This window comes from Olsenella sp. DNF00959, from assembly GCF_001553055.1.
Classification (GTDB): domain Bacteria; phylum Actinomycetota; class Coriobacteriia; order Coriobacteriales; family Atopobiaceae; genus Olsenella_I; species Olsenella_I phocaeensis.
The window spans coordinates 276,295-303,124 of record NZ_KQ960133.1; the positions used below are offsets into that span (position 1 = coordinate 276,295).

Below are 26,830 nucleotides of genomic sequence, written 5' to 3' on the forward strand. Positions count from 1 at the left end.
GGCCCCTCTCGTGCGCGAGGTCCCTCTTGCCTAGAATCGGTGGGGGAGGACAGGCGCCCTATGAGGGGAGGTCCCATGGAAGAAACGACGCGCACGCTCGAGGAGTGCCTTGCCAGCGACGACATTGTGTACCGTGCCACGCAGATCTTCGACGCGCTCAGCGACTCGACGCGCTTCCAGATCCTTGGCGTCCTGGTCATGGGCGAGAGGAGCGTGAGTGAGCTGACCGAGGCGTGCAATGTGACGCAATCCGCCATATCGCACCAGCTCAGGCTGCTTAGGGACCGAGGCCTGGTGAGCTCCAGGCGAGACGGGCAGCGCGTCATCTACTCATTGGCAGACGACCACGTGAGCGCCCTCATCGCCACGGGCCTCAAGCACGCCGCGGAGGAGTCCGTCTCCTAGGCCTCTGCGTAGTCCCCCCGCCCCGCCCCCGCCCACATGCGTTCTCTATGCCTTCTCCTGAATCGAGAGGCTCGTCAACTGGGGTTTTGTATCCTCGGTTTCATAGATTGGCATAGAGAACGACGGTCGCGCGTGGGGGGGCGGGTGGCCATCTGCAGCACGTTTGCGTGCGACGGGCGCCGCCCGCCTCGTTGCACACTGCTTCTCCGCCGGCGTTCCGGCTCGTCTCTCGCCTGTGTAATATGGATGAATCAAGGATACGCCCGGACCCGTGGTATTTTGACATCTGCCCTTATTGGGCGTAATGTTTCCCGGCGCGACTGTCATGCGCATGACAATCCGGGACGACGGTGCTGCGCCGTCCTTGATACATAGGTGCTCGCGCACCGCCTACTCGCACGCTCTACGAAGGAGAAAGCTTTGCCTACCATCAACCAGCTCGTCCGCCAGGGCCGCGTGTCCCACAAGGCCAAGTCCAAGAACGCAGCCCTGCAGCACAACCCCCAGAAGCGCGGCGTCTGCACCCGCGTCTTCACCACCACGCCCAAGAAGCCCAACTCGGCGCTGCGCAAGGTCGCCCGCGTGCGCCTCGTCAACGGCATCGAGGTCACGGCCTACATCCCCGGCGAGGGCCACAACCTGCAGGAGCACTCCATCGTCCTCATCCGTGGCGGCCGCGTCCGCGACCTCCCCGGCGTGCGCTACAAGATCGTCCGCGGCGCCTATGACTGCGCTGCCGTTCAGGACCGCAAGAAGGCCCGCTCCCGCTATGGCGCGAAGCGCCCCAAGGAGTAAGACCCCAAATCCTGAATCAGCCTTTCCAGTTCTTAGGAGATACACATGCCGCGTCGTGCAGCAGCAGTTCGTCGTGAGGTCATCCCCGACGCCGTCTACAACAACCGTCTCGTGACCCAGCTCATCAACAAGGTCCTCCTCGATGGCAAGAAGGCCACCGCCGAGCGCATCGTCTACGGTGCCTTCGACATGGTCGCCGCCAAGACCGAGCAGGACGCCCTCTCCGTCTTCAAGAAGGCCATGGACAACGTGCGCCCGACCCTCGAGGTCAAGCCCAAGCGCGTCGGCGGCGCCACCTACCAGGTGCCCATGGAGGTCAACTCCCGTCGTGCCACCACCCTGGCCATCCGCTGGATCGTGAACTTCTCCCGCGCCCGCAAGGAGAAGACCATGGCCGAGCGCCTCGCCAACGAGATCATGGACGCCGCCAACGGCGTCGGCGCCTCCGTCAAGCGTCGCGAGGACCTCTTCAAGATGGCAGAGGCCAACCGCGCCTTCTCGCACTACCGTTTCTAATCGAAGGCTCGAGGAAGTAGCGAAATGGCGAAAGTTAAGTACAAACTCGAAGACCTGCGCAACATCGGCATCATGGCCCACATCGACGCGGGCAAGACCACCACTACCGAGCGCATCCTCTACTACACCGGCAAGACCCACAAGATCGGTGAGGTCCACGACGGTGCCGCCACCATGGACTGGATGGTTCAGGAGCAGGAGCGCGGCGTGACCATCACCTCCGCCGCCACCACCTGCTTCTGGAAGGACCACGTCATCCAGATCATCGACACCCCGGGCCACGTTGACTTCACGGCCGAGGTCGAGCGCTGCCTGCGCGTCCTCGACGGTGCCGTCGCCGTCTTCGACGCCGTCGCAGGCGTCCAGCCCCAGTCCGAGACCGTGTGGCGCCAGGCTGCCAACTACGGCGTGCCCCGCATCGCCTTCATCAACAAGTACGACCGCGTTGGCGCCGACTTCTTCCACGCCATCGAGACCATGAAGGACCGTCTGGGCGCCGCTGCCGTGGCCGCCCAGATTCCCATGGGCGCCGAGTCCAACTTCTGGGGCCTCATCGACCTCGTCACCATGGAGGCCTGGGACTTCAAGGAGGACGCCAAGGGGATGATCTATCCCGAGGTCATGGACTCCATCCCCGACGAGTTCGCCGAGCTCGCGGCAGAGAAGCGCGAGGAGCTCCTCGACGCCGCCGCCAACTTCGACGACGCGCTCATGGAGGCCATCCTCATGGAGGAGGAGATCTCCGTCGACCAGCTCAAGGCCGCCATTCGCAAGGGCGTCCTCGCCGGCGAGATGAACCCCGTCTTCGTGGGCTCCGCCTACAAGAACAAGGGCATCCAGGAGCTCCTCGACGCCGTCGTGGACTACCTGCCCAGCCCCCTCGACGTCACCGAGATCGACGGCAAGAACCTGAAGGGCGAGGACGAGGTCCGTCACGCGGACCCCAAGGAGCCCTTCTCCGCCCTCGCCTTCAAGATCATGACCGACCCCTTCGTCGGCAAGCTCACCTACATCCGCGTGTACTCCGGCCAGGCCGAGTCCGGTAGCTACGTCTACAACTCGGTCAAGGACAACCGTGAGCGCCTGGGTCGCATCCTCGAGATGAACGCCAACGACCGCGTCGACCGCGAGGAGTGCTCCGCCGGCGACATCGTCGCCTGCGTCGGCCTCAAGAACACCTCCACCGGCGACACCCTCTGCGACGAGAAGCACGCCATCGTGCTCGAGTCCATCGAGTTCGCCGCGCCCGTCATCGACGTCGCGGTCGAGCCCAAGTCCAAGGCCGAGCAGGACAAGATGTCCGTAGGCCTGGCCAAGCTCGCCGAGGAAGACCCGACTTTCCAGGTGCACACCGACCACGAGACCGGCCAGACCATCATCGCCGGCATGGGCGAGCTGCACCTCGAGATCATCGTCGACCGCCTGCGCCGCGAGTTCCACGTCGAGTGCAACGTGGGCAAGCCCCAGGTCGCCTACCGCGAGACCGCCGGCAAGGCCGTGCAGCACGTGCAGGGCAAGTTCGTCCGCCAGTCCGGCGGCCGCGGCCAGTACGGCGACGCCATCATCGACCTGGAGCCCATGGAGGCCGGCTTTGGCTACGAGTTCGTTGACGCCACCGTCGGCGGCTCCATCCCCAAGGAGTACATCCCCTCTGTGGACAAGGGCATCCAGGAGGCTCTGGAGACCGGCGTCATCGCCGGCTACCCCGTCCAGGACGTGAAGGTCACCCTGGTCGACGGCTCCTACCACGAGGTCGACTCCTCCGAGGCCGCCTTCAAGATCGCCGGCTCCATGGCGATTAAGAACGCCCTCGCCAAGTCCGACCCCGTGCTCCTCGAGCCCGTCGAGTCCGTCGTGGTCGAGACGCCCGAGCAGTACATGGGCGACGTCATGGGCAACCTGAGCGGCCGTCGCGGCAAGATCGAGGGCATGGAGGATCGCGCCAACACCAAGCTCATCAGGGCCAAGGTACCCCTGGGCGAGATGTTCGGCTATGCCACCGACCTGCGCTCCCAGACCCAGGGCCGTGCTTCCTACACCATGCAGTTCGACTCCTACGAGCCCGTTCCCAAGAACGTCCGCGAGGAGATCGTCAGCAAGAACGGCGGAAGCGCCTCGTAAGCAAAAGTAGCCAATGGCAGCGCGAGCAACTCGCAGCCGCTATTCGATGGAGGTATTTGAAGTGTCAAGCCAGAAGATCAGGATTCGCCTCAAGGGCTACGATCACGAGGTAGTGGACCAGTCCGCAAAGCTCATCGTGGACACCGCCCAGAAGACCGGCGCCCGCGTGTCCGGCCCCATCCCCCTGCCCACCGAGCGCAACCTCTACACGGTCATCCGCTCGCCCCACAAGGACAAGGACTCGCGCGAGGAGTTCGAGATGCGCACCCACAAGCGCCTCATCGACATCCTCGACCCCAGCTCCTCGACCGTCGACTCGCTCATGCGCCTCGACCTTCCCGCGGGCGTGGACATCGAGATCAAGCTCTAGTCCCACGCCTCGTCGGCAGCGGTGACGCAAGAGGGACCCCGGACAAGCCGGGGTCCCTCTTGCTTTTTGCGGTCATGATGCATGCATCCTCTGGCGGTGGCCGTGCGGTTGCGGGCGACCGGCCAGGGCGTGGCCGCGCCCGTGACGGCGGCAGGGGAGTCCTGGTGTCCCTTGACGCCGCCCTGGCCCTGGGCGGGCCCGGCCCCTAGCTCGTGCCGCCACCAACTTCCTGGTGGCCCGCGCCCGCAAGCAGCTCCCGGCGCCTCTCCTTCATGCGATACATTGACTGGTCGGCAAGCTGCAGCAGGTCGTCCACGTCAGAGGCCTTGCCCACGGACCCATGGGCGGTTCCGGCGGACACCGTGATGGGCCTCCCGTCAATCTGGATCCCCCTCGCGGAGGCATTGGAGTGGAAGCGTGCCAGGGCGTCGTCGACGAGCGCCCTCTGCTCCCTCTCCGGCAGGTCGACGGATATCACCACGAACTCGTCCCCGCCTGTGCGATAGCAGGTGCCCTGGGGGCCAAAGGACTCGAGCAGGGCGTCGGCCAGCAGTGCGAGGATCGTGTTGCCCACGGCATGCCCGAGCCTGTCGTTGCAGAGCTTGAAGCCGTCCACATCCAGCACCGAGGCGCTGATTCGGCCTCCCACGAGGCGCGGCATGTCCTGCCTGAGGGCATGGACGTTGCCCAGGCCGGTCAGGCCGTCGCTGTGCGCCTGCTCCTGGAGGAGCAGGCGGTCGCGGGCTATGCGCACCGTCGAGTAGTACTTCATGCAGCAGGACACCACGATGATCACGAAGAGCATGGTCAGGTTGACCCTGTCGCCATGGCTCAACAGGCCCAGCTCGTTGGCGTGATGCGTGGTTACGAGCATGGCAAGCAGGCAGCCGGGCACAAAGATGGAGGGCCTGATGGAGAAGATGCAGGCGAGGGCCACCATCTGCGTGAGAAGGGCGTACACCCCATGCCCCCGGTTCGCATCCCAGCGGGCTATGAACATCCCGAAGGCCAGGGCGATGACTATGTACTGCGCAAGCAGGACCCAGCTTGCGCCCGTCCCGAGGGGCCTCCCGAAGTAGTGGCGCACCGTTCCCGCGAGGAGGACGAGCGCGCTCGCGAGCTGCACTGCGTAGGCCACGCGGTGCTGGATGATCCAGGCCCACCCGACGGCTTGGACCACCTCGGCTGCATCCCGCGCGAGAAGTTCTGCGCGAGCATGATGACCTCGAGGACGACGGTGCTCAGGGAGAGGATGGCCCCGCCCAGCAGGTTGAAGTCGAGCACGTAGCGCCGCTCCCCGTCCGTGAGCCGGGTGAGGCCGAGGGCGACCATCAGGTGGTCCTTGGGGGTGGCCCCGGGGTAGAACGGTACGCCCAGCGTGGATATGTCCAAGGTGCTCTCCCCATGGCGATGCGGGTCGTTGGCTGGCGGGGCAAACGGACGGGACGGCCGGGGTCCCGACGGCCTCCCGACACCCGGGCCCGCCAGGCCGAAGGGGCATGGGTCCCGTTGGAAATGCCAGGCAAAACGACCCGTGTTAAGGACGAATCATATCCGTAGCCACAGCCGCGTGCAAGGGATGCCAAGGCACCCGCCAAGTCGGCCACAAGGCGACGGGGGAGCGGAAGGCGAGGGCCCATTGTCGGCTTTGTGTGGACGACGAGGCCGCCTGAGGAACTTACGTGCGGGGGGCGATTGACAAAAAAAAAAAAAAAAAAGACTCTATTCTATGCGTGGCAAAGCTATCGAAAGGTAGCGACGCAAAGCTACAGGGCCTTAAATGGCAGCCAGCTGCATCCGTTCTCGCGCAGAGGGGAGGTGTCTGACTGTTTCCTATTAGCGAAGAAACCAAGCGAATTCATGATGTCGCGCCGGGGTGTCGCGCCAGCAGGGGCGCGTCTGGCGTGGCGGCTTTCCTGGCGTGCGAGACAAGGCCACCTGCGGGGCCCGGCCCGCAGAGGTGACACACGCAAGCTCCAGTCGTGAGGGGTGTCGGGGCATGGGCGGCAACAGGTTCCAGAGGAACGGCGAGGCGGAGCGGTCGGCGCATGGACGCGCCGGCTCGCCCTCCCGCTGGCCGCTCGGCGGACGCCTTGGCAGGTTCGTGGGCATGTCCGCCCCCGAAGCCTCGCGCACCGAGCCCCAGGGGGTCGACCTCAGGGGCCTCAGCCGCCTGCAGCTGCTCCAGCTGCTCGAGGACGCCATGGAGGAGAACGAGCGCCTGCGCGGCCAGCTCGACGAGGCGCAGCGGAGGGTCAGGGAGTGCAGCGTCACGGCTGCCGACTCGGAGTCCCTGGCCGAGGCGTCGCTGAGGCTGGCGGGCATGTTCGAGGACGCCCAGCGTGCCATAGACATCTACAAGCGCAGCATCGGGATGCCCCTTTCCGGGGAAGGCGCCACCGGCGGCGTGGAGCCCCGGTCGGGTGAGGCGGGGACGGAGGTGCGGCGATGACGACGAGTCGGGACGGCGCCTCCGGCGTCCCCAAAGGCCCGTCCGCGTCCCCGAGGCGCGCCGCGCACCTGCGCGAGACGCTCGCCGTAGCCGTCCTGCCGACGACGGACCAGGTCAGGCGGGAGTACGAGCGCGTGCGGCGCCAGCACGGCAGGGGCCGCGCGGCCAAGAACGCCGTCGCGGTCCTGGGCATCGTGTTCGCCGCATCTGTCCTGGGATCGCTGCTCGTGTTCCCCCTCTTCAGGATCTACGGCGACTCGATGGTGCCGACGCTCTCCGAGGGCGACGTCGTGCTGGCCACCAAGGGCGGTGACATCGGGACGGGGGACCTCGTCGCCTTCAGCTACAACAACAAGTCCTTGGTCAAGCGGGTGATCGCAGGTCCCGGAGACTGGGTTGACATCGACGAGGCCGGCAACGTGAGCGTCAACGGCCAGCCCATGGACGAGCCCTACCTCCAGGCGGGCGCCAAGAGCAAGGGCCAGTGCGACATCGCGCTTCCCTACCAGGTGCCCGAGGGGAGGTACTTCGTCATGGGCGACCACCGCAGCGTGTCGGTGGACTCCCGCACGTCCCAGGTGGGCTGCATCTCCGCCGACCAGGTGGAGGGCAGGTTGGCCCTGCGCGTGTGGCCCCCCTCGGGGCTCGGGTCCCTGTGACGAAGGCCCGAACGGGGGTGGACCGCGACCGGTGGCTGGATGGAAGAGGCACGGGAGTGGAAGAGGCGTGGGAGGTGGAGTCGGATGAGGGGTGCACGAGGTCATGGGCCTTAGCTTGGCAAGGTACGCGACCGGGTCCCTGGGGCCCACCAAGGTTCGAGGCATGCCGAGCGCATGCGGCAAGTGGAAAGAGAGAAGGAAGGTACGAATGAGAGAACTAAGGAAGAGGCTCACGGGGGTCTTCGCCGTGGTCGCCGCGGTCGTGATGGCGCTCGCGTTGGTCCCCGCCTCCGCGTTCGCTGACGCGACGACTCTCCACACCGTCACGGTGAGCGAGCCCAGCGGCCAGGTCGACACGCACTCCTACGAGGCCTACCAGGTGTTCACGGGTACGTATGACAGTGCGAGCAAGCAGCTGCAGAACATCACGTGGGGCTCCGGCGTGAACGGCGACGCCCTGCTCGCCGCCCTGAAGGCCGACCCCGTCATCGGCTCCAAGTTCGCCGACGCAACCGACGCCGTGACCGCGGCGGCGGCCATGAGCGGCATCACCGACAAGTCCACCGACGCCGAGGCGCTGGCAAAGGTCATCGCGGCCAACCTGTCCACGACAAAGTTCGCCTCCGACAATGGCAGCATTGACGTCGTCGGCGACGGCTACTATTTCATCAAGGACGTCACCGAGTCGCTGACCAGCGACACGTACTCCAAGTACATGCTGCAGGTGGTGGGCGACACGGCAGTGACCGCCAAGGACACCACCACGACCTCCAAGAAGGAGGTCAAGGACACGAACGACACCACCGGGACGACCTCCGAGTGGCAGAACACGGCTGACTACGACATCGGCGATGCCGTGCCGTTCAAGCTGACCGGCACCGTCGCCTCCGACTACGCCAGCTACACGCAGCCGTACTACTTCGCGTTCCACGACACGTACAACAAGAGCCAGCTGGGCGACCCCCAGAGCGTCGTCGTGAAGATCGACGGCACTGAGGTCGACTCCAGCGCGTACTCCGTCAACGTCACCCCCGCCGGCTTCGACGTCGTCTTCAGCGACCTCAAGCAGACCGCTGCCCACGCCGGTTCCACGGTGACGGTCGAGTACACCTCCGAGTTGCTCACCGGTGCCAACATCGGCTCTGCGGGCAACGTCAACTCCAGCAACATCGAGTTCTCCAACGACTCCAACAACGATCAGCATCACGGCAAGACGCCCGAGGACACCGTCATCGTGTTCACGTACAAGGTCGTCGTGAACAAGGTCAACGAGGCCAGCCAGCCGCTTGCCGGCGCCGGCTTCACCCTGTACAAGAAGGACGCCCAGGGCGCCTACAACAAGGTCAAGGAAATCGTCGCGGGCGCTGGCACGACCTTCGAGTTCAAGGGCCTGGATGATGGCGACTACAAGCTCGAGGAGACCACCGTCCCGTCTGGCTACAACAAGCTCGCGGACGTCGAGTTCAGCGTCACCTCCGTCAAGGACGACGCGGGCAAGACGCTGACCAGCATCAACGGCGTTGCCACCACGGGCCAGGTCGATCTTGGCACCCAGAAGGCGACCGTCGACAAGGACGCTGGCTCCATCACCACCACCGTGGTGAACAAGTCCGGCTCCACGCTGCCCTCCACGGGCGGGATGGGCACCACCGTCCTCTATGTGGCGGGCATCGTGCTCGTGGTCGCCGCCGGCGTCGGCTTTGCCGTCCGCCGTCGCAACAACGGGCTCGAGGGATAGGCGGGGCGCGTCCCCCCATGACTTCGGCGGGGTGGGGTACCCCCCACCCCGCGCGAGGGGCTTCTTGGCAAGGTGTTCGGGCAAGGCGGAGCGGGCAGGTCGGTCAGACGCACATGAAGAAGAGGATTCCAGAGACACTCCTCGCGCTTGTCCTCGTGGTCGGCGTCGGCCTGCTGCTCTATCCCAGCGTGGGCGACTGGTGGAACGGCATGCACCAGTCGCAGGCCATCGCGACGTACGAGGAGGCCGTGAGGGGCAACTCCGCAGAGAGGAACCAGGAGCTGTGGGATGCCGCCGTCTCCTATAACGAGGGGCTCTCGCACGGGAAGGACCGGTTCCGCCTCAGCGACGAGGAGCGCGCCGAGTACGAGGGCCTCCTCGACGTCACGGGCACGGGAATCATGGGCTATATCAAGATTCCCAGGATAGGAGTGAACCTGCCCATCTACCACGGTACCGATGACACCATCCTGCAAGTTGCCATCGGACACATTCCGGGCTCCTCGCTTCCTGTTGGTGGGGAGGGCACGCACACCGTGATCTCCGGCCACCGTGGACTTCCGTCGGCGCGTTTGTTTACAGACATAGACCAACTCGAGGAGGGTGACCTGTTCACGTTGCACGTGGTGGATCAGACGCTGACCTACCAGGTGGACCAGATTAGGACTGTCCTACCCGACCAGTTGGAAGACCTTGCAATTGATGATGGACAGGACTACTGCACGCTCGTTACATGCACTCCCTATGGGGTCAACACCCATCGGCTGCTCGTACGTGGGCATAGGGTGCCCAATGAGTCGGTCACGGACGTCACCGCTGACGCAGAGCGCATTGACCCGCTGCTCGTCGCCACGGTATTTTCGGTAGCGGTGATCGGGGTGGTCTCGGTCGTGGGCCTCGTACGGAACCGGTCACTTGCGCGGGGTACTCGGAGCGCGGGGCGGGCAGATAGGAAAGGAAGGGCAGAAAGTTGAAGGACGACATCATGCGCAGGCACGAGGTGCGTGGGCTTCGTGCGCTTGCCCTTCTATTTTTGGCCTGTGTCGTGGGGCTCTTGCTGCCTGCGCGGACATATGCGGCTGGGGTGGTCGATACCGATGCGTCATGCACCATCACGCTGAGCGATTGCAAGGCGGAAGGACAGAGGTTCACGGCGTATCGCGTGGCGTCCATGGGTGCCGACGGCAAGCTTTCTGCGGTTCCCGCATTGGCAGAGGCAGTCTCTGCATCAGGCTATGACCCCGCAGACCTCACGGACGAGACAAGCGCAGCAACTCTGGAGGCCATTGCCCAGACATATAGCGGCTATGTTGTCGCTGGCGCATCTGGCTTCGAGAGCGCAAGTGCGGTAGCGGCGTCCGGCAGTGCCAGCTTGACCGGCCTGAAGCCGGGCATGTATCTCATCATTGCCGACACCACGACAGTTGACGGAACGACGTATATCTCGAAACCGTACCTGATAAGCGTTCCGGCAATGAAAGCGGATGGCACTTATGCATACGCGCGCACCGTCAGAGCTGACAAGGTGGACAAGGTGTCAGTTGAGCACTTCGAGAATAAGGTAATAAAGCTGTGGAAGGGAGACTCCCGCGGAACGCGTCCGTCATCAGTCACTGTCCAAATCTTCGATGGAACACGTCTCTATAACACCGTGGAGCTCAATTCCAGCAACGACTGGTCCTACGCCTGGGAGGGCAAGGGCGATTGGTCCGTTCGCGAGGTCACCGATACGCTTGGCGGGTACACCTGCTCCATCAGCTCCTCGGCAACGGTATCACGCAGTGATGATGGGTCCGTCAGAACGTCGACCTTCATGGTCACTAACAGCCACACGCCAACCACGCCCAAGGGTCCGGGCAAGCTTCCCAAGACGGGAGACCCGCTCAACCTCCCCTTGGTCGGGGGGATTCTGCTCGTTGGCCTGACCTGCATCGTTGTGGGTGTGTACAAGAGGCGTGATGGGGATGGTTCCTAATATGGCGCCTGTTCGGAGGACTGGCGGCCGCCACATTCCCTGGACGCGCGTTGGGGTCACTTTGCTGGCCCTGGCAGGAGCCGTGCTAGCCGCGTCGTTCATGGCAAGGCAGGCCGGGGCACGGAAGAGCGCAGAACTATGCTCTGGCATCCTGAGTGAGCTTGAAAAGCCAGGTGGGGGTGACGCATCCGGGACAGTCACGGGAAAGGATCAGGACCACGAGCTGCCCGCCCGGGAGTTGCTGGGAATGGATGTCATCGGGCGACTGTCTGCGAGGGCTGTAGGGCTTGACGTGCCAGTGGGTGCGGTGGGAAGCGACGCGAGTCTCGTGCCATGCCAGATCGGCAGTCGTGATGGAGAGCTGGTCGTTTGCGGGTCCTCCTATCAAGGTGGCATTGGGCGAATAGGTGGTCTCGGCGATGGTGATGCGGTTACCTTTACCGGGGTAGATGGTCTTGTTAGGACGTACGAGGTGGCAAGCTCGGGCACGACGAAGTCTGACTTTGACGACGACTTCGACTTGCTCATGTACTACGAGGGTGCGTTTGGCGAGAGGCATTGGGTGGGTTGCTCCGAGACCTCTTAGCGAGGGAGAAGTCTCGGAGAAATCCACGCGGTGGAGCCAGTTGGATGGGTTGGAGCTGACTATGAGCACGCTACTAGACAACGTGACGACCATGCTAAGGGACAATCGTGGGCGTCGTGCATGGCGCTGGGTCGTCGGGGTGATGGCGTCCGTTGTCGTTGCCGTTTCCTGCTTTGTCCTGATGAACCCCGCGATGGCCCTGACGGGCGGCACGACCCTCTCGTCAGCCATTACCAGGGACTCGGCGCTCTTCTACAGGGCCGTCGGCGGAGGGGAGGACGCGTGGGCCAAGACGGACGGGTCGGATGCGCTGGACGGGAACTCCGACCTCAGGCTGCGCCTTGCTTTCGAGTTGCCGGAGGGCGCCCTCAAGGATGGTGCCGCGCTCCAGTACAAGCTGCCCGACGACGTGTCGCTTGATACGAGTTCTGCGGCATATGACAAGATTCCCGTCTATGCAGCGGATACCGTCTCGAAGGGGGACGAGACGGATGCGGTTGTCATCGGCTCTGCAAACGTGAAAGACGGCGTTCTGACGATAGAGTTCGACGCCGCGAGTGTCACCAAGAACGTCGGAAGGGACGCGACCGATGCGGAGGCTGCTGTTACCGCAGCGAGGCTGGGTGCCTTCGTGGACCTCGACTTTGGCTTCAGCGCGCTCAGGACAGATGCGGACGGACTTGCGCACGTGCGGCTCAACGACGTCGTCTCTCTTGACGTCAAGAAGGCATCTGTCCCCACCACGCAGCTCGATCAGGTGGTAGGGGCGGGGGCTGCAAGTGACGTCGCGTCCTCAGTTGCAGACAACGGGATTGGTGGCGACTCCGATTCCGCGACATCGGCGCCCAGCCGCGTGACCAAGGCACCCCGCCGAGACTCCGGCAACGGTCTCGGCACGGACCTCACCCCGTACATCACGGGGGACACGAGGGTCGAGAAGCTCGTGAACGGCACCTGGACACCCGCCACCCAGTTCAGTGACGGTGACAGCGTGAGGGTGGCGCTGAGCTACAACATCCCGGCCGGCGTGGTGACCGAGGCGAACCGAACGATCAGCTACCAGCTGCCCAATGGGCTGAAGCCCGACTCCGTCCAGAGCGGCCGCGTCATCTCTGGCGGCAAGGAGGTCGGTGACTACACCATCGACACCAACGGCAAGGTGACCATCACGTACGACCAGGCCTTTGCTCAGGGCGGTGGCGCCGTTCAGGGCACCCTCAACTTCCACGGGACGGTCTCCAACACGAGCGGGGGATCCTCCGGCACCATCGACTTCGGCGGTGACAGCAGCCCCATCACCGTCGTCACGCCCGCGCAGGACTCCCACGACATCACCACCAAGAAGACGGGCTCCTTCGCCAATAACGACCGCACCAAGGCGAGTTACACGGTCACCGTCACCACCAACAAGGGCACAGGTGAGCCCGTCTCCGTCACGGACAAGTGGGACAAGTGGAACAGTACGTCCGGCGTCACCTACTCGTACGACCAGAGCTCGCTCAAGGTCGTGAAGGTCAGTGCGAACGGCGGGGAGACGACGCTGATCCAGGGCTCCTGGAACCCCTACAACTACAACGTGTCGTGGACTGGCGGGAGCGACCCACAGTTCACGGTCTCCAACCTGCCGGCACTGGGCGCCGGCGAGAAGTACGTCATCACCTATGCGACCGACATCGGCGGTGCCACGAGCGAGGCGGGAAAGGTCGCCAACTCCGCGGGCTCCACGAGCGGCCCACACAACTCCTGGGACTGGCACAGCATCGAGTGGACCAAGGATATCAGCAAGTACGCCACCACGTACGACAAGAATACTGGCAAGGTACAGTGGCGCATCAAGGTGAACCCCAACCACAAGGACATTTCGGGATGGCGTGTTGTCGACAGCCTTCCGTATCCTATGACGGGCGGATTTACGGTTTGGAGTGACGAGAGCGACTACACGGCCGAGGGCGGAGGGGCCGGAGACACATACATCGACTTCACTTTCCCGTCCAACCTGACCGACGCGCAGAAGACGGCAAGCTACTACATCGGCTTCTGGGCGGACGTGCCGTCCACTGACGGCGAGACAAGCAACACGGCGTACCTGTACCCGCCCGACGGCAAGAACCAGAGCGACACGGGCATCGTGGACATCCAGCACCGCACCTGGGACGTGAGCAAGTCCTTTGGGGGCGAGACCGAGAAGGACGGCGGCCTCTACCGCAACACGTGGAGCACCAACGTGACGGTTCCCGAGGGGAGCCTCTCGACGTTCGAGTACGTGGACACCATCGAGAACGCCCAGGACGGCGATGGCAGCGACCTGGGGCCTGACAGCCACTACGCCCTTGCCGCCGACCTGGAGGCGAGTCTGGTGGACCACCTCTCCCTGAACGTGGACGGCTACAACTCCTACCTGTACAAGGGCGCCGGCCAGAAGACCTACTGGAACTCCTACTACGAGAGCGAGCGCGAATACACCGACAAGCTGAAGATCTCCGTCACTTACTACGACGCGAACGGCAACGAGGTCCCCGCCACCGACACCACGACGCACGTCAAGAGCTTCAAGGTGACGGTCACGCCCGCCGCCGGGCAGAGCATCACGGCCCAAAACCTCAAGATTGACAGCTACGTCACCTACACCGACGCCTCGAGCGCCGCTGAGGGCACCACCTGGGTCATCAAGAACAAGGGTGAGTGCCAGGGCAAGGTCTCCGAGGCCACGCACGAGCACAGGACGCCGCGGAAGTTCGAGAAGCAGGTCTACACGGGGCACAAGACGGCGAGCGGGACCGACGCGTATGCCAGCGGGGATGCGACCGTGGGCTATGACGACGTGAACGGTATCCTCACCTACCGGCTCCTACTCAACACCACTAAGGCGGATGAGGGGAATATCGTCATCAACGATGACCTGCCGTCCGGCCAGACGCTCGACGAGAGTTCCATCAAGGCGGTCTTCAGGGATAGTGCCGACGGTGGTGGCGAATACTCGGATAACGGCGGATGGGGTGACCAGAAGAGCGACCTCAACGGCAACCAGAAGCTTTCATACACGACGTCGACAAACGCCGATGGCACCACCCACCTCCAGATAAAGATTCCCAACTACAAGTACTTCAACTCCAGGACGCTGATAGCGGTGACCTACAAGGTCTCCATCGCCGGCGACCCGACATGGGCTGACCCCAAGAACGCCAGCAAGACCTACACCAACACGGCAGACTGGAATGGGCACTCCTCCACGACCAACACCAAGGTCACGCACGACGTGAAGAACATCAGCAAGACGGGCGAGCAGCTGGACAAGGACGGCAATCCCGTCAAGACCAACGCTGCCGGCAACCCAACGGTCGCACCCTCGGGCACCATCAGGTACTACGTTGACATCAATCCCAAGGCGGATGACCTTGACCCCAGCTCTGACACGCTGGAGCTCACCGACCAGCTGAGCAACGCCGGAAGCTACAACCCCGTGCTGGACATTTCGAAGGTCAAGCTCTATGCGTACGACAGCTCAGCAGAGCACCATCTGGGGGCAGAGATTGACAGCAGCCGCTATACCCTGCAGTACGACGTTGCCACCAGCAAGATAACGGTGTCTGTCCCCGACAGCCTCGCCTGCGTGCTCACGTATGAGTACACCCTCGATCAGACCTTTGGCGGCAACACGACGATCAACAACCACGCGACCCTCAACGGAAAGTGGTCGGACGAGCAGAGGACGGTGCTCAAGGAGTCCAGCTCCTCTGCCACGGCCGTGAAGAAGGCAATTAGCATCTACAAGGTCGACAGCGACAACTACAAGAAGGTACTACCAGGCACTGAGTTCAAGCTGGAGTACTGGCAGAATGGGGGCTGGGTAACCAAGGACGAAACCCTGACAGTCGATCAGGACGGTAAGATCAGGTGGGACCTCGCGGTTGCGCAGCCGCCACTCATGACCAACACGCTCTATCGCCTTACGGAGACCAAGGCGCTGCCCGGCTACAAGCTCGACACCACGCCCCACTACTTCATCTGGATGGACAACGGCAATAACGCCAACTCCTCGTACAATGCTTCCGGTGCGTCCAGTGCTAACGTGCAGCAGAGTCAGGTGACGATCTTCAGGAACGTTGGCGGTATCATGTACATCCCCAACACCTACACGCGTGTCACTGCCAAAAAGGTGTGGGCAAACGCGAGCGGTGCACCGGTAAGCGCGCCGGAGGGTGCGAGCGTGCAGGTCCAGCTCTATCGGCAGATACAGACTGCAGATCCTAGCGACAGCTGCACGATCAACATTGTAAGTAAGGGCAACGAGACGAATCCGGGCTATAAGCCGGAGACGCACCTCCAGGAGACCGTCAAGAAGGGCACTTCTGTCACGCTTGGTATGGGGAATGTCTGGAATGGCATGACCCTTGACGTGTACGTCAACGGTGCGCTCGCAAGGTCCGTGACCGTTGATCCAAACGGCCATATTAGCCCGCCCATTGTGATTGATAACATCACGAGTGACACCGAGGTGGTGGTCCAGAACACGCATGACGAGAACAATCCCGTGGCGAAGATAGCCGACTACACGAAGCCCAACAACACCCTTACCAACAAGGAGACGGTGGGGGACCCCGTTACCCTCAACGCCAACAACCAGTGGACCCACGACTGGGATGGCCTCGAGCCAGGCGACTCCACGGGCCATGCCTACTACTACACCATTGAGGAGGTTGGTGCACCCAACGGCTACACTGTCTCGTACTCCAATAACGGTGGCATCAAGACTGGCACCATCACGGTGACGAACTCCTCGTCTGGCTTCGTGCTTCCCAAGACTGGTGGGGTGGGGACGACGGCGGCGAGGCTCATCGGTGCGTCCGTGGCAGCCCTTGCGCTCATCGGGCTTGTCCTTGTTGGCACCCGTCGGAAGCTGGCTGCTAAATAGTTGCGCTTTCCTTCGAAGACTTTGCGCGCGGCTCCGTTGGACGCCCTTGGCCAACGGAGCCGCGGCCCGAAAGATGGCCGTCATCTCTCACCCGCAGTTCCAAGGTTCGCCCTGTCATGGATACGCCCGAGGCAGTGGTAGACAAAGCGCCAGCTAGGAGCTCCAAAAACTTCTGCGAAGAGATTGTGAAAGGCGCTCCGGGCATGTAAACTTATCAAGCTGCCGATTTTGTGGGGGAGTTCTGTCCATAGCGCACAGGACAAAACCGCAGATGAGGTGGCAGACGATAGCTGTGGTCCGCTGGGGAAGTGGCGCCGGATGCGCCATGAGGGGGCTTGCCCCCACAGGTCCCATGACCACCGAGGGTAAGGAAAGAGCATGGTCAGCACGATTCTTGGCCGCAAGATCGGGATGACTCAGGTGTGGGATGAAGACGACAACGTCGTTCCTGTCACCGTCATCCTGGCAGGCCCCTGCACCGTCTCGCAGGTGAAGACGAAGGTGACCGACGGCTATGACGCCGTCCAGATCGGCTTCGGAGACATCACGCCCAAGCACGTCAACAAGCCCATGGCCGGCCACTTCAAGGCCCACGGCGTCGAGCCCATGCGCTACCTGCGCGAGGTCCGCGTCGAGAACGGCGAGGAGCACAAGTGCGGCGACCAGGTCACCGTCGCGGACTTCGCCGACGTCAAGGCGGTCGACGTCATCGGCACCTCCAAGGGCAAGGGCTTCCAGGGCACCATCAAGCGCTGGAACTTCTCTCGTGGCCCCATGGCCCACGGCTCGCGCAACCAGCGCAAGCCCGGCTCCATCGGCCAGTGCGCCTATCCCGCGCGCGTCCGCAAGGGCCTGCACATGGCTGGCCACATGGGCAACGAGCGCGTGACCGTCAAGAACCTCAAGCTCGTCCGCGTTGACGCCGAGCAGAACCTCCTGCTGGTCAAGGGCGCCGTCCCTGGCGGCAAGAACGGTCTCGTCCAGGTCCGCATGGCCTAAAGGGCCGAGGTAAGAAGAGCCCTAAGGCTAACAAGGAGGACAAATGTCCAGCATTGAAGTCAAGAACGTTGAGGGGAAGGCGGCCGGCACCGTCGAGCTCTCCGACAACGTGTTCGGCATCGAGCCGAACATCCCCGTGATGCACCAGGTCGTGGTGGCCTACGAGGCGTCCCTGCGCCAGGGCACCCACTCCACCAAGAACCGCTCCGCCGTCTCCGGCGGCGGTGTCAAGCCCTTCCGCCAGAAGGGCACCGGCCGTGCCCGCCAGGGCACCATCCGCGCCCCGCAGTTCACCGGCGGCGGCGTCGTCTTCGGGCCTACCCCCCACTCCCACGCCCTGCGCGCGAACAACAAGGAGAAGAAGCTCGCCATGCGCTCTGCGCTCTCTGGCAAGCTTGCCGACTCCCAGCTGTTCCTGATTGACGAGCTCTCCCTTGAGCCCAAGACCAAGCAGGCCAAGGCCGTCCTGGCCGCCCTGGGCCTCGAGGGCAAGCGCGTCACCATCGTCGTTCCCGACGATGACGTCAACACCTACCTGGCCTTCCGCAACCTGCCCAAGGTCACCATCATCGCCTCCTGCGAGGCCAACACCCGCAACCTGCTCGACAACGCGGCCCTCGTGATGTCCTGTGCGGTTGCCAAGCAGCTCGAGGAGGTGCTCGCGTAATGAACTCTGCCTACGAGGTCATCATCCGCCCGGTCGTCTCCGAGCGTTCCTTCGACCTGATGTCGAACAACAAGTACACCTTCGAGGTTGCCCGCAACGCTCCCAAGGAGGAGATTAGGGCTGCCGTCGAGAAGCTGTTCGGCGTTCACGTCCTCAAGGTGAACACGCTTTGGGTCCGTCCCAAGAACAAGCGCGTCCGCTATGTCACCGGCAAGACCCGCACCTGGAAGAAGGCGGTCGTCACCATCGCCGATGGTGAGCAGATCGAGATCTTCTCCAACCAGCAGGCCGCTGCCGAGGAGTAGGTAATTCGCCCGCGCCTCCCCAGGGAGGCCGGGCTGTTATGCCGCGCAGGATGGATACGCGCGGTACCGTGGTAATCCGGTGTCGCCTCCTATTCCCGAGGGGGTCGGCCAACGGAAAGAAAGGGAAAGCAATGGCAGTCAAGCACCTCAAGCCCACGAGCGCAGGCAGGCGCTGGCAGACGATCTCTGACTTCAAGGAGATCACCGCCACCAAGCCCGAGAAGTCCCTTCTCGAGCCCCTGCCCAAGAAGGCGGGCCGCAACAACAACGGCCGCATCACCACCCGTCACCAGGGCGGCGGCAACAAGCGCCTGTACCGCAGGATCGACTTCAAGCGTCGCATGGACGACGTGCCGGCCAAGGTCGCCACGATCGAGTACGACCCCAACCGCTCCTCTCGCATCGCCCTGCTCCACTACGTGAACGGCGCCAAGGCCTACATCCTGGCTCCCGAGGGCCTTCACGTGGGCGACGTGGTCCTCTCGGGCGAGAAGGACGTCGACATCAAGCCCGGCAACTGCATGCCGCTCTCGCAGATCCCCGTCGGCACCCTGGTCCACGCCGTCGAGTTCCAGCCCGGCAAGGGCGCCGCGATGGCCCGCGCCGCCGGCACCTCCGTGCAGCTGATGGGCAAGGACAACGGCTACGCCGTCCTCCGCATGCCCTCCTCCGAGCTCCGTCGCGTGCTCCTCACCTGCCGCGCCACCATCGGCGAGGTCGGCAACGCCGAGCACGGCAACATCGTCATCGGCAAGGCCGGCCGCCAGCGCTGGCGTGGCGTCCGTCCCACCGTCCGCGGCACGGTCATGAACCCCGTCGACCACCCGCACGGCGGCGGCGAGGGCAAGAACCACACCTCCGGACGTCCCTCCGTCACCCCCTGGGGCAAGCCGACCAAGGGCAAGAAGACGCGCGACCCGAAGAAGGCGTCGAACCGCCTCATCATCCGTCGTCGTCGCTCGAAGTAGTCGGAACACGAGTATTAGGAGATCCCAAGAATGAGCAGAAGTCTCAAGAAGGGCCCGTTTGTGGAGACTCGCCTCCTTGCGCGTGTCACCGCTATGAACGAGGCTGGCAAGAAGGAGGTCGTGAAGACCTGGTCGCGCTCCTCCACCATCTTCCCCGAGATGGTCGGGCACACGATTGCCGTCCACGACGGCCGCAAGCACGTCCCCGTGTACATCACCGAGTCCATGGTTGGTCACAAGCTGGGCGAGTTCTCGCCCACCCGCACCTTCCGCGGCCACAAGGCTTAACAGGGGGCATGAAGAACAATGGCTAAGAACAACGCTGCAAACGAGGTCTCGGCTACTGCGAAGTACGTCCGCATGGCCCCTCGCAAGGTCCGCATGATCGTCGACCAGGTGCGCGGCAAGTCCGTAGAGAAGGCCCTCGAGCCCCTCCAGTTCAGCACCCGCGCCGCCGCCGAGCCGGTCGCCAAGGTCCTGCGCTCCGCCGTCGCCAACGCCGAGAACAACAACGGCATGCGCGCCGACGGCCTCGTGATCAAGTACGCCTACGTCGACGAGGGTCCCACGCTCAAGCGCATCCGTCCTCGCGCCAAGGGCTCCGCATCCCGCATCAACAAGCGCACGAGCCACATCACCGTCGTCGTCGCACCTGGAAAGGAGGCGTAGGGAAAGCATGGGACAGAAGGTTCAGCCTACCGGCTTCCGCCTCGGCATCACCGAGGAGTGGCGTTCCCGTTGGTACGCCGATAAGAAGGACTACGCCAAGAGCCTTGGCAACGACCTCGAGATTCGCAAGTTCCTCGAGAAGCGTCTTGCCTCCGCCGCCCTCGCACGCGTCGACATCGAGCGTGCCGGCGACAAGGTGAAGGTCATCATCTACTCCGCCCGCCCCGGCATCGTCATCGGCAAGAAGGGCGCCGAGATCGACGCCCTCCGCGGCGAGCTCGAGAAGATCGCCGGCGTGACCAAGGGCAACATCAACGTCGACGTCATCGAGATCAAGCGTCCCGAGCTCGACGCCCAGCTGGTCGCCCAGTCCATCGCCGAGCAGCTCGAGGGCCGCATCGCCTTCCGCCGCGCCATGCGCAAGGCGGTCCAGTCCGCCCGCAAGGCCGGCGCCAAGGGCATCCGCATCCAGTGCTCCGGCCGCCTCAACGGCGCCGAGATGGGCCGTCGCGAGTGGTACCGCGAGGGCCGCGTGCCCCTGCACACCCTGCGCGCCAAGATCGCCTTCGGCGAGGCTACCGCCCGCACCACCATGGGCGCCTGCGGCGTGAAGGTCTGGATTTACCTCGGCGAGCAGCTTCCCGGCCAGCCTGCGCTCAACCCCGCGCTCGAGGGCAGCAGCCGTCCTCGCCGTTCCCGTAACGAGAGGAGGGGCCGTTAATGCTCGCACCCAAGCGCGTTCTGCACCGCAAGGTCCAGCGTGGCTCCATGAAGGGCCAGGCCAAGGGCAACACCAAGCTCTACTTTGGCGAGTGGGGCCTGCAGGCCCTCGAGGCCCACTGGATCACCAACCGTCAGATCGAGGCCGCCCGTATCGCCATGACGCGTCAGATGAAGCGTGGCGGCAAGGTCTGGATCACCATCTTCCCCGACAAGCCCATCACCAAGAAGCCCGCCGAGACCCGCATGGGCTCCGGCAAGGGCAACCCCGAGGAGTGGGTGGCCGTCGTCAAGCCCGGCCGCATCATGTTCGAGATCGCCGGCGTCGAGGAGTCCGTCGCCAAGGAGGCCCTGCGCCTCGCCCAGCACAAGCTCCCCATCAAGACCAAGATCATCGCCCGCGCCGACCAGGACGGGGAGGCTAAGTAAATGAAGTACAAGGACATCCGTGAGCTCAGCGACGAGGAGCTTGCCCAGAAGCTCGAGGACGGCAGGGCCGAGCTCTTCAACCTCCGCTTCCAGATGGCGACCAGCCAGCTGGACAACACCGCCCGCGTCACCACGGTCAAGCGCGACATCGCCCGCGTCCAGACCGAGATTCGCGCACGCCAGATCGCAGCGGAAAACGCCGCTGCGCAGAACTAGATCGCAGGAGAAACAGGAAATGGCAGATACCGAAAGCAGGAACGCGCGCAAGGTCCGCACCGGTGAGGTCATCTCGATCTCCGGCGACAAGACCGTCACCGTTCAGGTCACGTACCGCAAGCACCACCCCAAGTACGGCAAGATGATGACGATCCACAAGAAGCTCCACGCCCACGACGAGAAGAACGAGTGTGGCCTGGGCGACACCGTCACTGTCATGGAGACCCGTCCCATGTCCAAGACCAAGCGCTGGCGCGTGACCCAGATCGTCGAGCGTGCCAAGTAACGACCTATACAACCCATTCCCAGCCATGTGCGGCGCACGCGAGGCCGCACCTCTGGCAGGGGTGAGCGTTCGGAGGAACAAGCAATGATTCAGATGGAGACCATGCTCAACGTCGCTGACAACAGCGGCGCCAAGCGTGTGAAGTGCATCAAGGTACTTGGTGGCTCCAAGCGTCGTTACGCCGGCCTTGCAGACGTCATCATGTGCGCCGTCCAGGAGGCCACCCCTGGCGGATCCGTCAAGAAGGGCGACGTCGTCCGCTGCGTCGTCGTGCGCACGGTCAAGGAGACCCGCCGCAAGGACGGCAGCTACATCAAGTTCGACCAGAACGCCTGCGTCCTGGTGAACAAGGATGGCGAGCCCAAGGGCACCCGTATCTTCGGGCCCGTCGCCCGCGAGCTGCGCGACCACAAGTACATGAAGATCGTCTCGCTCGCGCCTGAGACGCTGTAGGGAGTGAGTAGCAGATGGCAAAGATGAAGATCAAGAAGGGTGACCAGGTCGAGGTCCTGTCCGGCAAGGACAAGGGCAAGCGCGGCGAGGTCATCAAGGCCATGCCTGCCGAGGGCAAGGTCGTCGTCCGTGGCGTCGCCATGGTCAAGAAGGCCCAGCGTCCGACCCAGCAGGGCCAGCAGGGCGGCATCGTGGAGAGGGAGGCGGCCATCGACGTCTCCAACGTCGCGATCGTCGACCCCCAGACCGACAAGCCCACCCGCGTCGGCTATCGCTTCAACGAGGACGGCAAGAAGGTCCGCTTCGCCAAGAAGTCCGGTGTCGAGCTCTAGGGAGCGAGTCACCGCCAGTGCGAACGTCGGGTCCCCCATCCGCCAGGGTGGGGGACTTTTTGAAGTCATTCTCGTCCGGAGGCGCTCGTTTGCTTGTGTTTTCCCGCCGGCTGATGCCGAGAAGCACAAGCAAATTCGGGTCACGGGGCGTTTTTGCTTCGAACCGTCGATTTGCTTGCATTTCTGACTTAGAGAAGTGCAAGCAATTTGATGCGTCAGAGCCGTCCTCGTCCAAAATGGGCAATTTCCTTGTGTTCAGGAAGCCGAGAAGTACAAGCAAACTGAGGCAGCGGCGCCATTCTCGCCCGGAAGCTCCGTTTGTCGGTGGTTTGGAAGACGAGAAGTGCCGACAATCGTTGAAGTTCGGTCCGACTTCACCCCGAGGTGGCTGATCGTCGGTGGTTCCACGGGAGAAAAGTACCGACAAGCGAGAGGCCGCGCTCCGGGCTTGCAGGGCCCCTGGTGGCGGGGTCCCGGTGCCCGTCCTCCCCTAGGCTTGGGGCGGGGGCACAATCACGTCGTAGCGGACGGCCTTGCCAACGACGCTGTGACCGGGCTTTCTCCCCGCGAGGAAGGGGCCCTTGGGTGGCCGCTTGATGACGACCTTTCTGGGACGCGCCGCCAAGGCCGCCGCAAGCAGCTCGTCCTCGTCCGAAGCCGGCGCCTCGATCCGATGGATGAGCTGGAACTTCTTCTTCACCAGGGCGCTCTTCTGCCGGGCGGGGAACATGGGGTCCAGGAAGACCACGTCTGGACGAGCGCCACCCTCGTTGAGGGCCCGTAGCGCGACCATGCTGTCGCCCTCGTGCAGGTGCATGTGCGCCACGAAGGGCGCGAGCCCTGCCTGCGACTCCGCGCGGAGCAGCGCGTCCCGTAGTAGCTCGCAGATCACCGGGTCACGCTCGTAGAGGTCGACCTCGAACCCGGCTGCAGCCAGGAGGAGAGAGTCCTCTCCCAGGCCGGCGGTGGCGTCGACGGCGCACGGGCGCTCGACGCCCTTGACCCGCGCCGCCTTGACCAGCAGCTCCCGCGCCAGGGCGTGAGGCCTGAGGCGCGGGATGAGCCGCGCGAAGTCTCCTCGCATCCTCATGTCCTCCCCGCAGAGCCAGAGGCCTGACTCGTCCATGAGCAGGCTGGGACCAGAATCCCCATCCTCTGGTGTGCCAGCCAGTAGCTCGGACCCCAGGTGAGAGGCGACCTCCTTCGCGGCCATGCGACAGGACTCGGGTGCGAAGTGCACGGGAGGCGCGGGCGCCGGTGACTCGGCTGGCGATGATGCCGCTTGCGCGGGCAGCGCGGCGGGAGTGGGCAATGGCCCGGAGAGGGTATGTGCCCCGCCTGCCGGTTGCTGTCCGTCTTGTGGCATCATCTGCTTCCCAGTCCCTAGGTCAGCTGCGCCAGGCGCAGGGCGAGGGCCACGCTGCCCACGTTGTAGCCCCCCACCGCATAGAGTCCGCGGAAGACGGCACCGTCGTCCGTTGCGCCTGCCGTCCCGTCCTCTCCGGCCTTGTCGCACGGCTGCACCAGGAGCATGAGGGGCAGCTTCTCTGGGTTGGCGTACATGCGTCGGGCAAGTCGCTCGGGCAGCCCGTCGAAGTCGTCGAAGAGCACCAGCGCGGATCCCAGCGCGCCAAGGGCGCGCATGAGCGTGGGGTCGTCGTAGGCCTTCGGGCTCCGGCACACGAGGAGCAGGCCCAGGCCCGCCTCGTGCAACTGCCCGGCCTGCTCGCGCAGCTCGTTGAGCAGGTGCTCGGTGGGCTCCTCCGACTCCTCCAGGAAGGCGATGATGCCTCGTCCCGTGCCACCGCGCCGCAGCGCGTCGCTCGCGCGGGCGGCAGATCCGTCCGCGGCATGCAGCTCAAGCTCGGGCAGGGGAATGTCCTGCAGCATGTCGGAGGCCTTGGGCACGCGCGTGCGCAGCGGCAGCTCGAGTTCGCCCTCGCCTTCTCCGAGGCGGAATATCGCCTCGGAGGCCTGCTGGTTCCCGTTGGGGAGCCGGGTGGTGCTCACTAGGCGCCAGGTTCCCAATGGCAGCTCGAGTGTCAGGCCGCCCTCGTCCGCGCTCGTGCCCCAAAGCTCGAGCGAGGGGAAGCCCAAGGACCCCTGCCCTCCTCGCTCGGTGTAGGCCTGGAGCCTTCCCAGGGTCCAGTCGACGAAGCAGGACTTGGTGCCTTCCGAGGCAAGCAGGCGCAACTTGCGGGAGCTGGGACGAGGCGGCTCCTGCACGGGGACGAAGCGTCCGTCCTCGAAGAGCTCCGGAGCCAGCGACTCGGGGTTCACGCGGGCGGGGAGGCCCAGGCAGCGGCAGAGCGCCACGAAGAGCGTGGCGCGCGTGACGGGGGAGGCGTGGCGGCCGCGCAGCGCGCCGACGGGACCTCCCGCGAGCTTTGCCAGGTCCTGGTGCTCGTCGAAGCCGACGTTGCGCGTGAGCCAGTCCCAGACGGCGCGCGGGTCGTCCCGCATGGACGCAAGCTCGCTCGGGTCGAGCTCGTCTCGGAGCCAGGCCTGCAGGGGAGTCCTCCAGGGCGTCAGGTGCTCCAGGCTCACGCGGGGACAGAGCACGTCGCGCTCGTAGATCCCCTGCGCCTCGTCGGGTCCCATGCCCTGTGCCGCCAGATATGCCAGCGTGCGCTCGCGGACGACGCGGGCTCCCTGGAGCTGCTCCTCGAGGACATCGGCCCTGAGGTCGCGGAAGTCCTTGTCGGACAAGGTGGAGAGGAGCTCGAGGCGGTCCGCCTCGAGCGTGCCCGCGGCACTGCGTGCGCCACCTCCCGTGGCGCCGCCGCTTGCCGAGTCGCCCGCGAGGAAGCGCGCGACCTCGTCTGTGTTGCCGAAGGCAAGGCGCATGAAGTGCTCGACGAGCTCGCGGTCCTCCTGCGACGCACGCGCCGTCAGGTCCTCCGCCAGTCGCGCGCCCTCGGCGAGGAAGCCCGCCACGCGCTTGCGGCGCAGCTCGTCCATCTGGGCCTTGCGCCCACGTCCGCGCTCGAGCTGCTCCGGCGTGGGGCGGCAGGAGGGGGCGGGGTGGTCCTCCGGCGCCCGCACGTCCACGTCGCACCAGCTCAGGGCATCGCCGCTGGTCACGGCGCAGGGCCACTGCCAGCTGCCAGGCTCGGGCCGGTAGCTGCCGTCAGATCCGCCCGCGGCATCTGCGCCGACGCCGGCGCCCCTCTCGCCCAGGACGAAGTCGAGCTCGGAGAGCTCCGCCGTGTCGACGGTGCGCCAGGCCATGCGGCCGCCCGAGCTCACGCGCACGCGCAGGCCGCCCAGGCCCACGCTCACTCCCGCCTGGCCTGTGGCATCGGTCACCAGGCAGGTCGCGGGGGCCCACTGTGCGGAGTTCAGGATCTCCAGACAGACGGTGGCGCCCTCGATGGGGGCGCCCGCCTCGTCCCTCACGCGCACCACGAGGCGCGTCGTCTTGGCGTAGGAGGGCGTCACGCCGATCAGGTGGGTGCAGCCGTTGCGTCCGGCGTCCTCCCCGCCCAGCTGGTCCAGGGCGAAGTCGGAATAGACGGTGGAGCCCATCATGAGGGCGCGTCCCGCCGCGTTGGTGAACCACCCGCGGTCGAGCACCTCCTCGGGCTCGCAGGCGCCCAGGTAGTGCCAACCGCCGTCGGCGTAGGCCTCGACCCATGCATGGTTGTCGTCACAGTGCGCCCACCAGGGGGTGTAGATCTGGCGCGCGGGGATGCCCACGCTGCGCAGGGCGCTCACCAGGAAGGTCGACTCCTCCCCGCAGCGGCCGTCCCCGCTTGCCAGCACGGCGAGCGGCCCCAGGGTACGGCCGTCCGACGCCTGGTAGGTGGCCATCTGGGCACACCAGTAGTTGATCTCGAGCACGGCCTCATGCTCGTTGAGCCCCGTGACGCGCTCGTGCAGCTCACTCCAGAGCGGGGGGCGGCAGTCGGTGAGGGGCTCGTTGTTGACGCGGGGACAGAGCACGAAGTGCACGAAGAGGGGCTCGGGCAGCTCGCGGGTCCAGCCCAGGCCGCGCCGCAGCATGAGGGCGTGACGCACGTAGGAGACGAGGACTCCCGGCTCGACGTCGAGGACGTCGGAGAGGGGCAGCGTGCCGAAGAGGTAGCGCAGGAGGCAGGCCTCGTCCTCGTCGGCGCTGGCGTCCACGGTCGCGGTGGCACGGGCGCGGGTGACGTCGTCGAGCAGGGCGAGACGCCCCTCGAAGCGGTCGCGCGCGTAGTCCTGGAGTTCCTTGCCGAGCATGAGGCTCCTCTCGCCTGGGTGTGTCGGTGGCTT

27 protein-coding genes and 1 riboswitch are annotated in these 26,830 nt (G+C 64.8%); of the genes, 24 read left to right on the forward strand and 3 right to left on the reverse strand.

What is annotated here, in order from left to right:
• The first annotated feature begins 75 nt into the window (after positions 1-75).
• From HMPREF1868_RS08120 to rpsJ, 5 genes are all read left to right on the forward strand, one after another.
• Positions 76-405 carry an ArsR/SmtB family transcription factor gene (locus HMPREF1868_RS08120; RefSeq protein WP_062531616.1) on the forward strand — a complete coding sequence of 110 codons (330 nt, stop codon included), beginning with the start codon at positions 76-78 and terminating at the stop codon, positions 403-405.
• A gap of 420 nt (positions 406-825) precedes the next feature.
• Complete coding sequence (gene rpsL / locus HMPREF1868_RS08125) at positions 826-1,200, forward strand: 30S ribosomal protein S12 (protein ID WP_009278406.1); 375 nt, start codon at positions 826-828, stop codon at positions 1,198-1,200.
• Between the two features lie 45 nt (positions 1,201-1,245).
• On the forward strand, positions 1,246-1,716 hold the full coding sequence (rpsG, locus tag HMPREF1868_RS08130; protein WP_062531617.1) for a 30S ribosomal protein S7: 471 nt from the start codon (positions 1,246-1,248) through the stop codon (positions 1,714-1,716).
• A 24-nt stretch (positions 1,717-1,740) separates the two neighbouring features.
• Positions 1,741-3,837: an elongation factor G gene (gene fusA / locus HMPREF1868_RS08135; RefSeq protein WP_009278408.1), complete on the forward strand. Its 2,097-nt coding sequence runs from the start codon at positions 1,741-1,743 to the stop codon at positions 3,835-3,837.
• A 61-nt stretch (positions 3,838-3,898) separates the two neighbouring features.
• On the forward strand, positions 3,899-4,207 hold the full coding sequence (gene rpsJ, locus HMPREF1868_RS08140; protein WP_009278409.1) for a 30S ribosomal protein S10: 309 nt from the start codon (positions 3,899-3,901) through the stop codon (positions 4,205-4,207).
• A 205-nt stretch (positions 4,208-4,412) separates the two neighbouring features.
• Here the strand turns inward: rpsJ and HMPREF1868_RS08145 are convergent, their stop codons facing one another.
• Positions 4,413-5,387 (reverse strand): GGDEF domain-containing protein, encoded by a 975-nt coding sequence (locus HMPREF1868_RS08145; protein ID WP_062531618.1) that lies wholly within the window; start codon positions 5,385-5,387, stop codon positions 4,413-4,415.
• A 545-nt stretch (positions 5,388-5,932) separates the two neighbouring features.
• A riboswitch (cyclic di-GMP riboswitch) is annotated at positions 5,933-6,006 on the forward strand.
• Between the two features lie 200 nt (positions 6,007-6,206).
• On the opposite strand from HMPREF1868_RS08145, the gene HMPREF1868_RS08150 reads away from it, so the two are divergent.
• The 19 genes from HMPREF1868_RS08150 (at position 6,207) to rplX (ending at position 22,573) form a co-directional block, all read left to right on the forward strand.
• Positions 6,207-6,659, forward strand: coding sequence for a hypothetical protein (locus HMPREF1868_RS08150; protein ID WP_062531619.1), 453 nt, complete (start codon positions 6,207-6,209; stop codon positions 6,657-6,659).
• The gene (gene lepB / locus HMPREF1868_RS08155) at positions 6,656-7,318 is read left to right on the forward strand and encodes a signal peptidase I (protein ID WP_082719594.1); all 663 of its coding nucleotides are present in this window, start codon (positions 6,656-6,658) and stop codon (positions 7,316-7,318) included. Before HMPREF1868_RS08150 ends, lepB begins: the two co-directional genes overlap by 4 nt.
• A 208-nt stretch (positions 7,319-7,526) precedes the next feature.
• Positions 7,527-9,056 carry an isopeptide-forming domain-containing fimbrial protein gene (locus tag HMPREF1868_RS08160; RefSeq protein ID WP_062531620.1) on the forward strand — a complete coding sequence of 510 codons (1,530 nt, stop codon included), beginning with the start codon at positions 7,527-7,529 and terminating at the stop codon, positions 9,054-9,056.
• 113 nt (positions 9,057-9,169) lie between these two features.
• Positions 9,170-10,030 (forward strand): class C sortase, encoded by an 861-nt coding sequence (locus HMPREF1868_RS08165; RefSeq protein WP_062531621.1) that lies wholly within the window; start codon positions 9,170-9,172, stop codon positions 10,028-10,030.
• Positions 10,027-11,031, forward strand: a complete 1,005-nt coding sequence (locus HMPREF1868_RS08170) for a Cna B-type domain-containing protein (protein WP_062531622.1) — start codon at positions 10,027-10,029, stop codon at positions 11,029-11,031. Before HMPREF1868_RS08165 ends, HMPREF1868_RS08170 begins: the two co-directional genes overlap by 4 nt.
• Positions 11,032-11,113: 82 nt before the next feature.
• Positions 11,114-11,617, forward strand: a complete 504-nt coding sequence (locus HMPREF1868_RS09905; protein WP_231782280.1) for a hypothetical protein — start codon at positions 11,114-11,116, stop codon at positions 11,615-11,617.
• Positions 11,618-11,678: 61 nt separating this feature from the next.
• Complete coding sequence (locus tag HMPREF1868_RS08180) at positions 11,679-16,529, forward strand: SpaA isopeptide-forming pilin-related protein (RefSeq protein ID WP_197414985.1); 4,851 nt, start codon at positions 11,679-11,681, stop codon at positions 16,527-16,529.
• 378 nt (positions 16,530-16,907) lie between these two features.
• Positions 16,908-17,528 carry a 50S ribosomal protein L3 gene (gene rplC, locus HMPREF1868_RS08185; RefSeq protein WP_062531625.1) on the forward strand — a complete coding sequence of 207 codons (621 nt, stop codon included), beginning with the start codon at positions 16,908-16,910 and terminating at the stop codon, positions 17,526-17,528.
• A gap of 43 nt (positions 17,529-17,571) precedes the next feature.
• On the forward strand, positions 17,572-18,195 hold the full coding sequence (gene rplD, locus HMPREF1868_RS08190) for a 50S ribosomal protein L4 (protein WP_009278411.1): 624 nt from the start codon (positions 17,572-17,574) through the stop codon (positions 18,193-18,195).
• Positions 18,195-18,500, forward strand: a complete 306-nt coding sequence (gene rplW, locus HMPREF1868_RS08195) for a 50S ribosomal protein L23 (RefSeq protein WP_009278412.1) — start codon at positions 18,195-18,197, stop codon at positions 18,498-18,500. Before rplD ends, rplW begins: the two co-directional genes overlap by 1 nt.
• Positions 18,501-18,631: 131 nt before the next feature.
• The gene (gene rplB / locus HMPREF1868_RS08200) at positions 18,632-19,468 is read left to right on the forward strand and encodes a 50S ribosomal protein L2 (RefSeq protein WP_040656716.1); all 837 of its coding nucleotides are present in this window, start codon (positions 18,632-18,634) and stop codon (positions 19,466-19,468) included.
• A 30-nt stretch (positions 19,469-19,498) separates the two neighbouring features.
• Positions 19,499-19,756, forward strand: coding sequence for a 30S ribosomal protein S19 (gene rpsS / locus HMPREF1868_RS08205; RefSeq protein ID WP_009278414.1), 258 nt, complete (start codon positions 19,499-19,501; stop codon positions 19,754-19,756).
• A gap of 18 nt (positions 19,757-19,774) precedes the next feature.
• Positions 19,775-20,137, forward strand: a complete 363-nt coding sequence (rplV, locus tag HMPREF1868_RS08210; protein WP_062531626.1) for a 50S ribosomal protein L22 — start codon at positions 19,775-19,777, stop codon at positions 20,135-20,137.
• Positions 20,138-20,144: 7 nt separating this feature from the next.
• Complete coding sequence (gene rpsC / locus HMPREF1868_RS08215) at positions 20,145-20,858, forward strand: 30S ribosomal protein S3 (protein ID WP_062531627.1); 714 nt, start codon at positions 20,145-20,147, stop codon at positions 20,856-20,858.
• Complete coding sequence (gene rplP / locus HMPREF1868_RS08220) at positions 20,858-21,286, forward strand: 50S ribosomal protein L16 (RefSeq protein WP_062531628.1); 429 nt, start codon at positions 20,858-20,860, stop codon at positions 21,284-21,286. Before rpsC ends, rplP begins: the two co-directional genes overlap by 1 nt.
• Entirely contained in the window at positions 21,287-21,502 is a 216-nt protein-coding gene (gene rpmC / locus HMPREF1868_RS08225) for a 50S ribosomal protein L29 (protein WP_009278418.1), read from the forward strand.
• A gap of 19 nt (positions 21,503-21,521) precedes the next feature.
• Positions 21,522-21,788, forward strand: coding sequence for a 30S ribosomal protein S17 (gene rpsQ, locus HMPREF1868_RS08230; protein WP_062531629.1), 267 nt, complete (start codon positions 21,522-21,524; stop codon positions 21,786-21,788).
• An 84-nt stretch (positions 21,789-21,872) separates the two neighbouring features.
• Positions 21,873-22,241 (forward strand): 50S ribosomal protein L14, encoded by a 369-nt coding sequence (gene rplN, locus HMPREF1868_RS08235; protein WP_009278420.1) that lies wholly within the window; start codon positions 21,873-21,875, stop codon positions 22,239-22,241.
• Positions 22,242-22,255: 14 nt separating this feature from the next.
• Complete coding sequence (gene rplX / locus HMPREF1868_RS08240) at positions 22,256-22,573, forward strand: 50S ribosomal protein L24 (RefSeq protein WP_009278421.1); 318 nt, start codon at positions 22,256-22,258, stop codon at positions 22,571-22,573.
• A gap of 490 nt (positions 22,574-23,063) precedes the next feature.
• Here the strand turns inward: rplX and HMPREF1868_RS08245 are convergent, their stop codons facing one another.
• A complete protein-coding gene (locus HMPREF1868_RS08245) occupies positions 23,064-23,786 on the reverse strand; it encodes a class I SAM-dependent methyltransferase (protein ID WP_062531630.1) in 723 nt (240 codons plus the stop codon).
• Positions 23,787-23,956: 170 nt separating this feature from the next.
• Positions 23,957-26,797 carry a transglutaminase domain-containing protein gene (locus HMPREF1868_RS08250; RefSeq protein ID WP_062531631.1) on the reverse strand — a complete coding sequence of 947 codons (2,841 nt, stop codon included), beginning with the start codon at positions 26,795-26,797 and terminating at the stop codon, positions 23,957-23,959.
• Positions 26,798-26,830 lie beyond the last annotated feature (33 nt).

Excerpts from the sequence above, each read along its gene's own strand:
- fusA (WP_009278408.1), top strand. The coding sequence starts at position 1,741 with ATGGCGAAAGTTAAGTACAAACTCGAAGACCTGCGCAACATCGGCATC.
- HMPREF1868_RS08250 (WP_062531631.1), bottom strand. The coding sequence starts at position 26,797 with ATGCTCGGCAAGGAACTCCAGGACTACGCGCGCGACCGCTTCGAGGGG.
- rpsC (WP_062531627.1), top strand. The coding sequence starts at position 20,145 with ATGGGACAGAAGGTTCAGCCTACCGGCTTCCGCCTCGGCATCACCGAG.
- HMPREF1868_RS08160 (WP_062531620.1), top strand. The coding sequence starts at position 7,527 with ATGAGAGAACTAAGGAAGAGGCTCACGGGGGTCTTCGCCGTGGTCGCC.
- rpsQ (WP_062531629.1), top strand. The coding sequence starts at position 21,522 with ATGGCAGATACCGAAAGCAGGAACGCGCGCAAGGTCCGCACCGGTGAG.
- rplP (WP_062531628.1), top strand. The coding sequence starts at position 20,858 with ATGCTCGCACCCAAGCGCGTTCTGCACCGCAAGGTCCAGCGTGGCTCC.
- rplX (WP_009278421.1), top strand. The coding sequence starts at position 22,256 with ATGGCAAAGATGAAGATCAAGAAGGGTGACCAGGTCGAGGTCCTGTCC.
- HMPREF1868_RS08165 (WP_062531621.1), top strand. The coding sequence starts at position 9,170 with ATGAAGAAGAGGATTCCAGAGACACTCCTCGCGCTTGTCCTCGTGGTC.
- rplV (WP_062531626.1), top strand. The coding sequence starts at position 19,775 with ATGGCTAAGAACAACGCTGCAAACGAGGTCTCGGCTACTGCGAAGTAC.
- rplB (WP_040656716.1), top strand. The coding sequence starts at position 18,632 with ATGGCAGTCAAGCACCTCAAGCCCACGAGCGCAGGCAGGCGCTGGCAG.
- HMPREF1868_RS08245 (WP_062531630.1), bottom strand. The coding sequence starts at position 23,786 with ATGGCCGCGAAGGAGGTCGCCTCTCACCTGGGGTCCGAGCTACTGGCT.
- rplD (WP_009278411.1), top strand. The coding sequence starts at position 17,572 with ATGTCCAGCATTGAAGTCAAGAACGTTGAGGGGAAGGCGGCCGGCACC.
- rpmC (WP_009278418.1), top strand. The coding sequence starts at position 21,287 with ATGAAGTACAAGGACATCCGTGAGCTCAGCGACGAGGAGCTTGCCCAG.
- rplN (WP_009278420.1), top strand. The coding sequence starts at position 21,873 with ATGATTCAGATGGAGACCATGCTCAACGTCGCTGACAACAGCGGCGCC.
- HMPREF1868_RS08150 (WP_062531619.1), top strand. The coding sequence starts at position 6,207 with ATGGGCGGCAACAGGTTCCAGAGGAACGGCGAGGCGGAGCGGTCGGCG.
- HMPREF1868_RS08120 (WP_062531616.1), top strand. The coding sequence starts at position 76 with ATGGAAGAAACGACGCGCACGCTCGAGGAGTGCCTTGCCAGCGACGAC.
- rplC (WP_062531625.1), top strand. The coding sequence starts at position 16,908 with ATGGTCAGCACGATTCTTGGCCGCAAGATCGGGATGACTCAGGTGTGG.
- rplW (WP_009278412.1), top strand. The coding sequence starts at position 18,195 with ATGAACTCTGCCTACGAGGTCATCATCCGCCCGGTCGTCTCCGAGCGT.
- HMPREF1868_RS08180 (WP_197414985.1), top strand. The coding sequence starts at position 11,679 with ATGAGCACGCTACTAGACAACGTGACGACCATGCTAAGGGACAATCGT.
- lepB (WP_082719594.1), top strand. The coding sequence starts at position 6,656 with ATGACGACGAGTCGGGACGGCGCCTCCGGCGTCCCCAAAGGCCCGTCC.
- rpsS (WP_009278414.1), top strand. The coding sequence starts at position 19,499 with ATGAGCAGAAGTCTCAAGAAGGGCCCGTTTGTGGAGACTCGCCTCCTT.
- rpsG (WP_062531617.1), top strand. The coding sequence starts at position 1,246 with ATGCCGCGTCGTGCAGCAGCAGTTCGTCGTGAGGTCATCCCCGACGCC.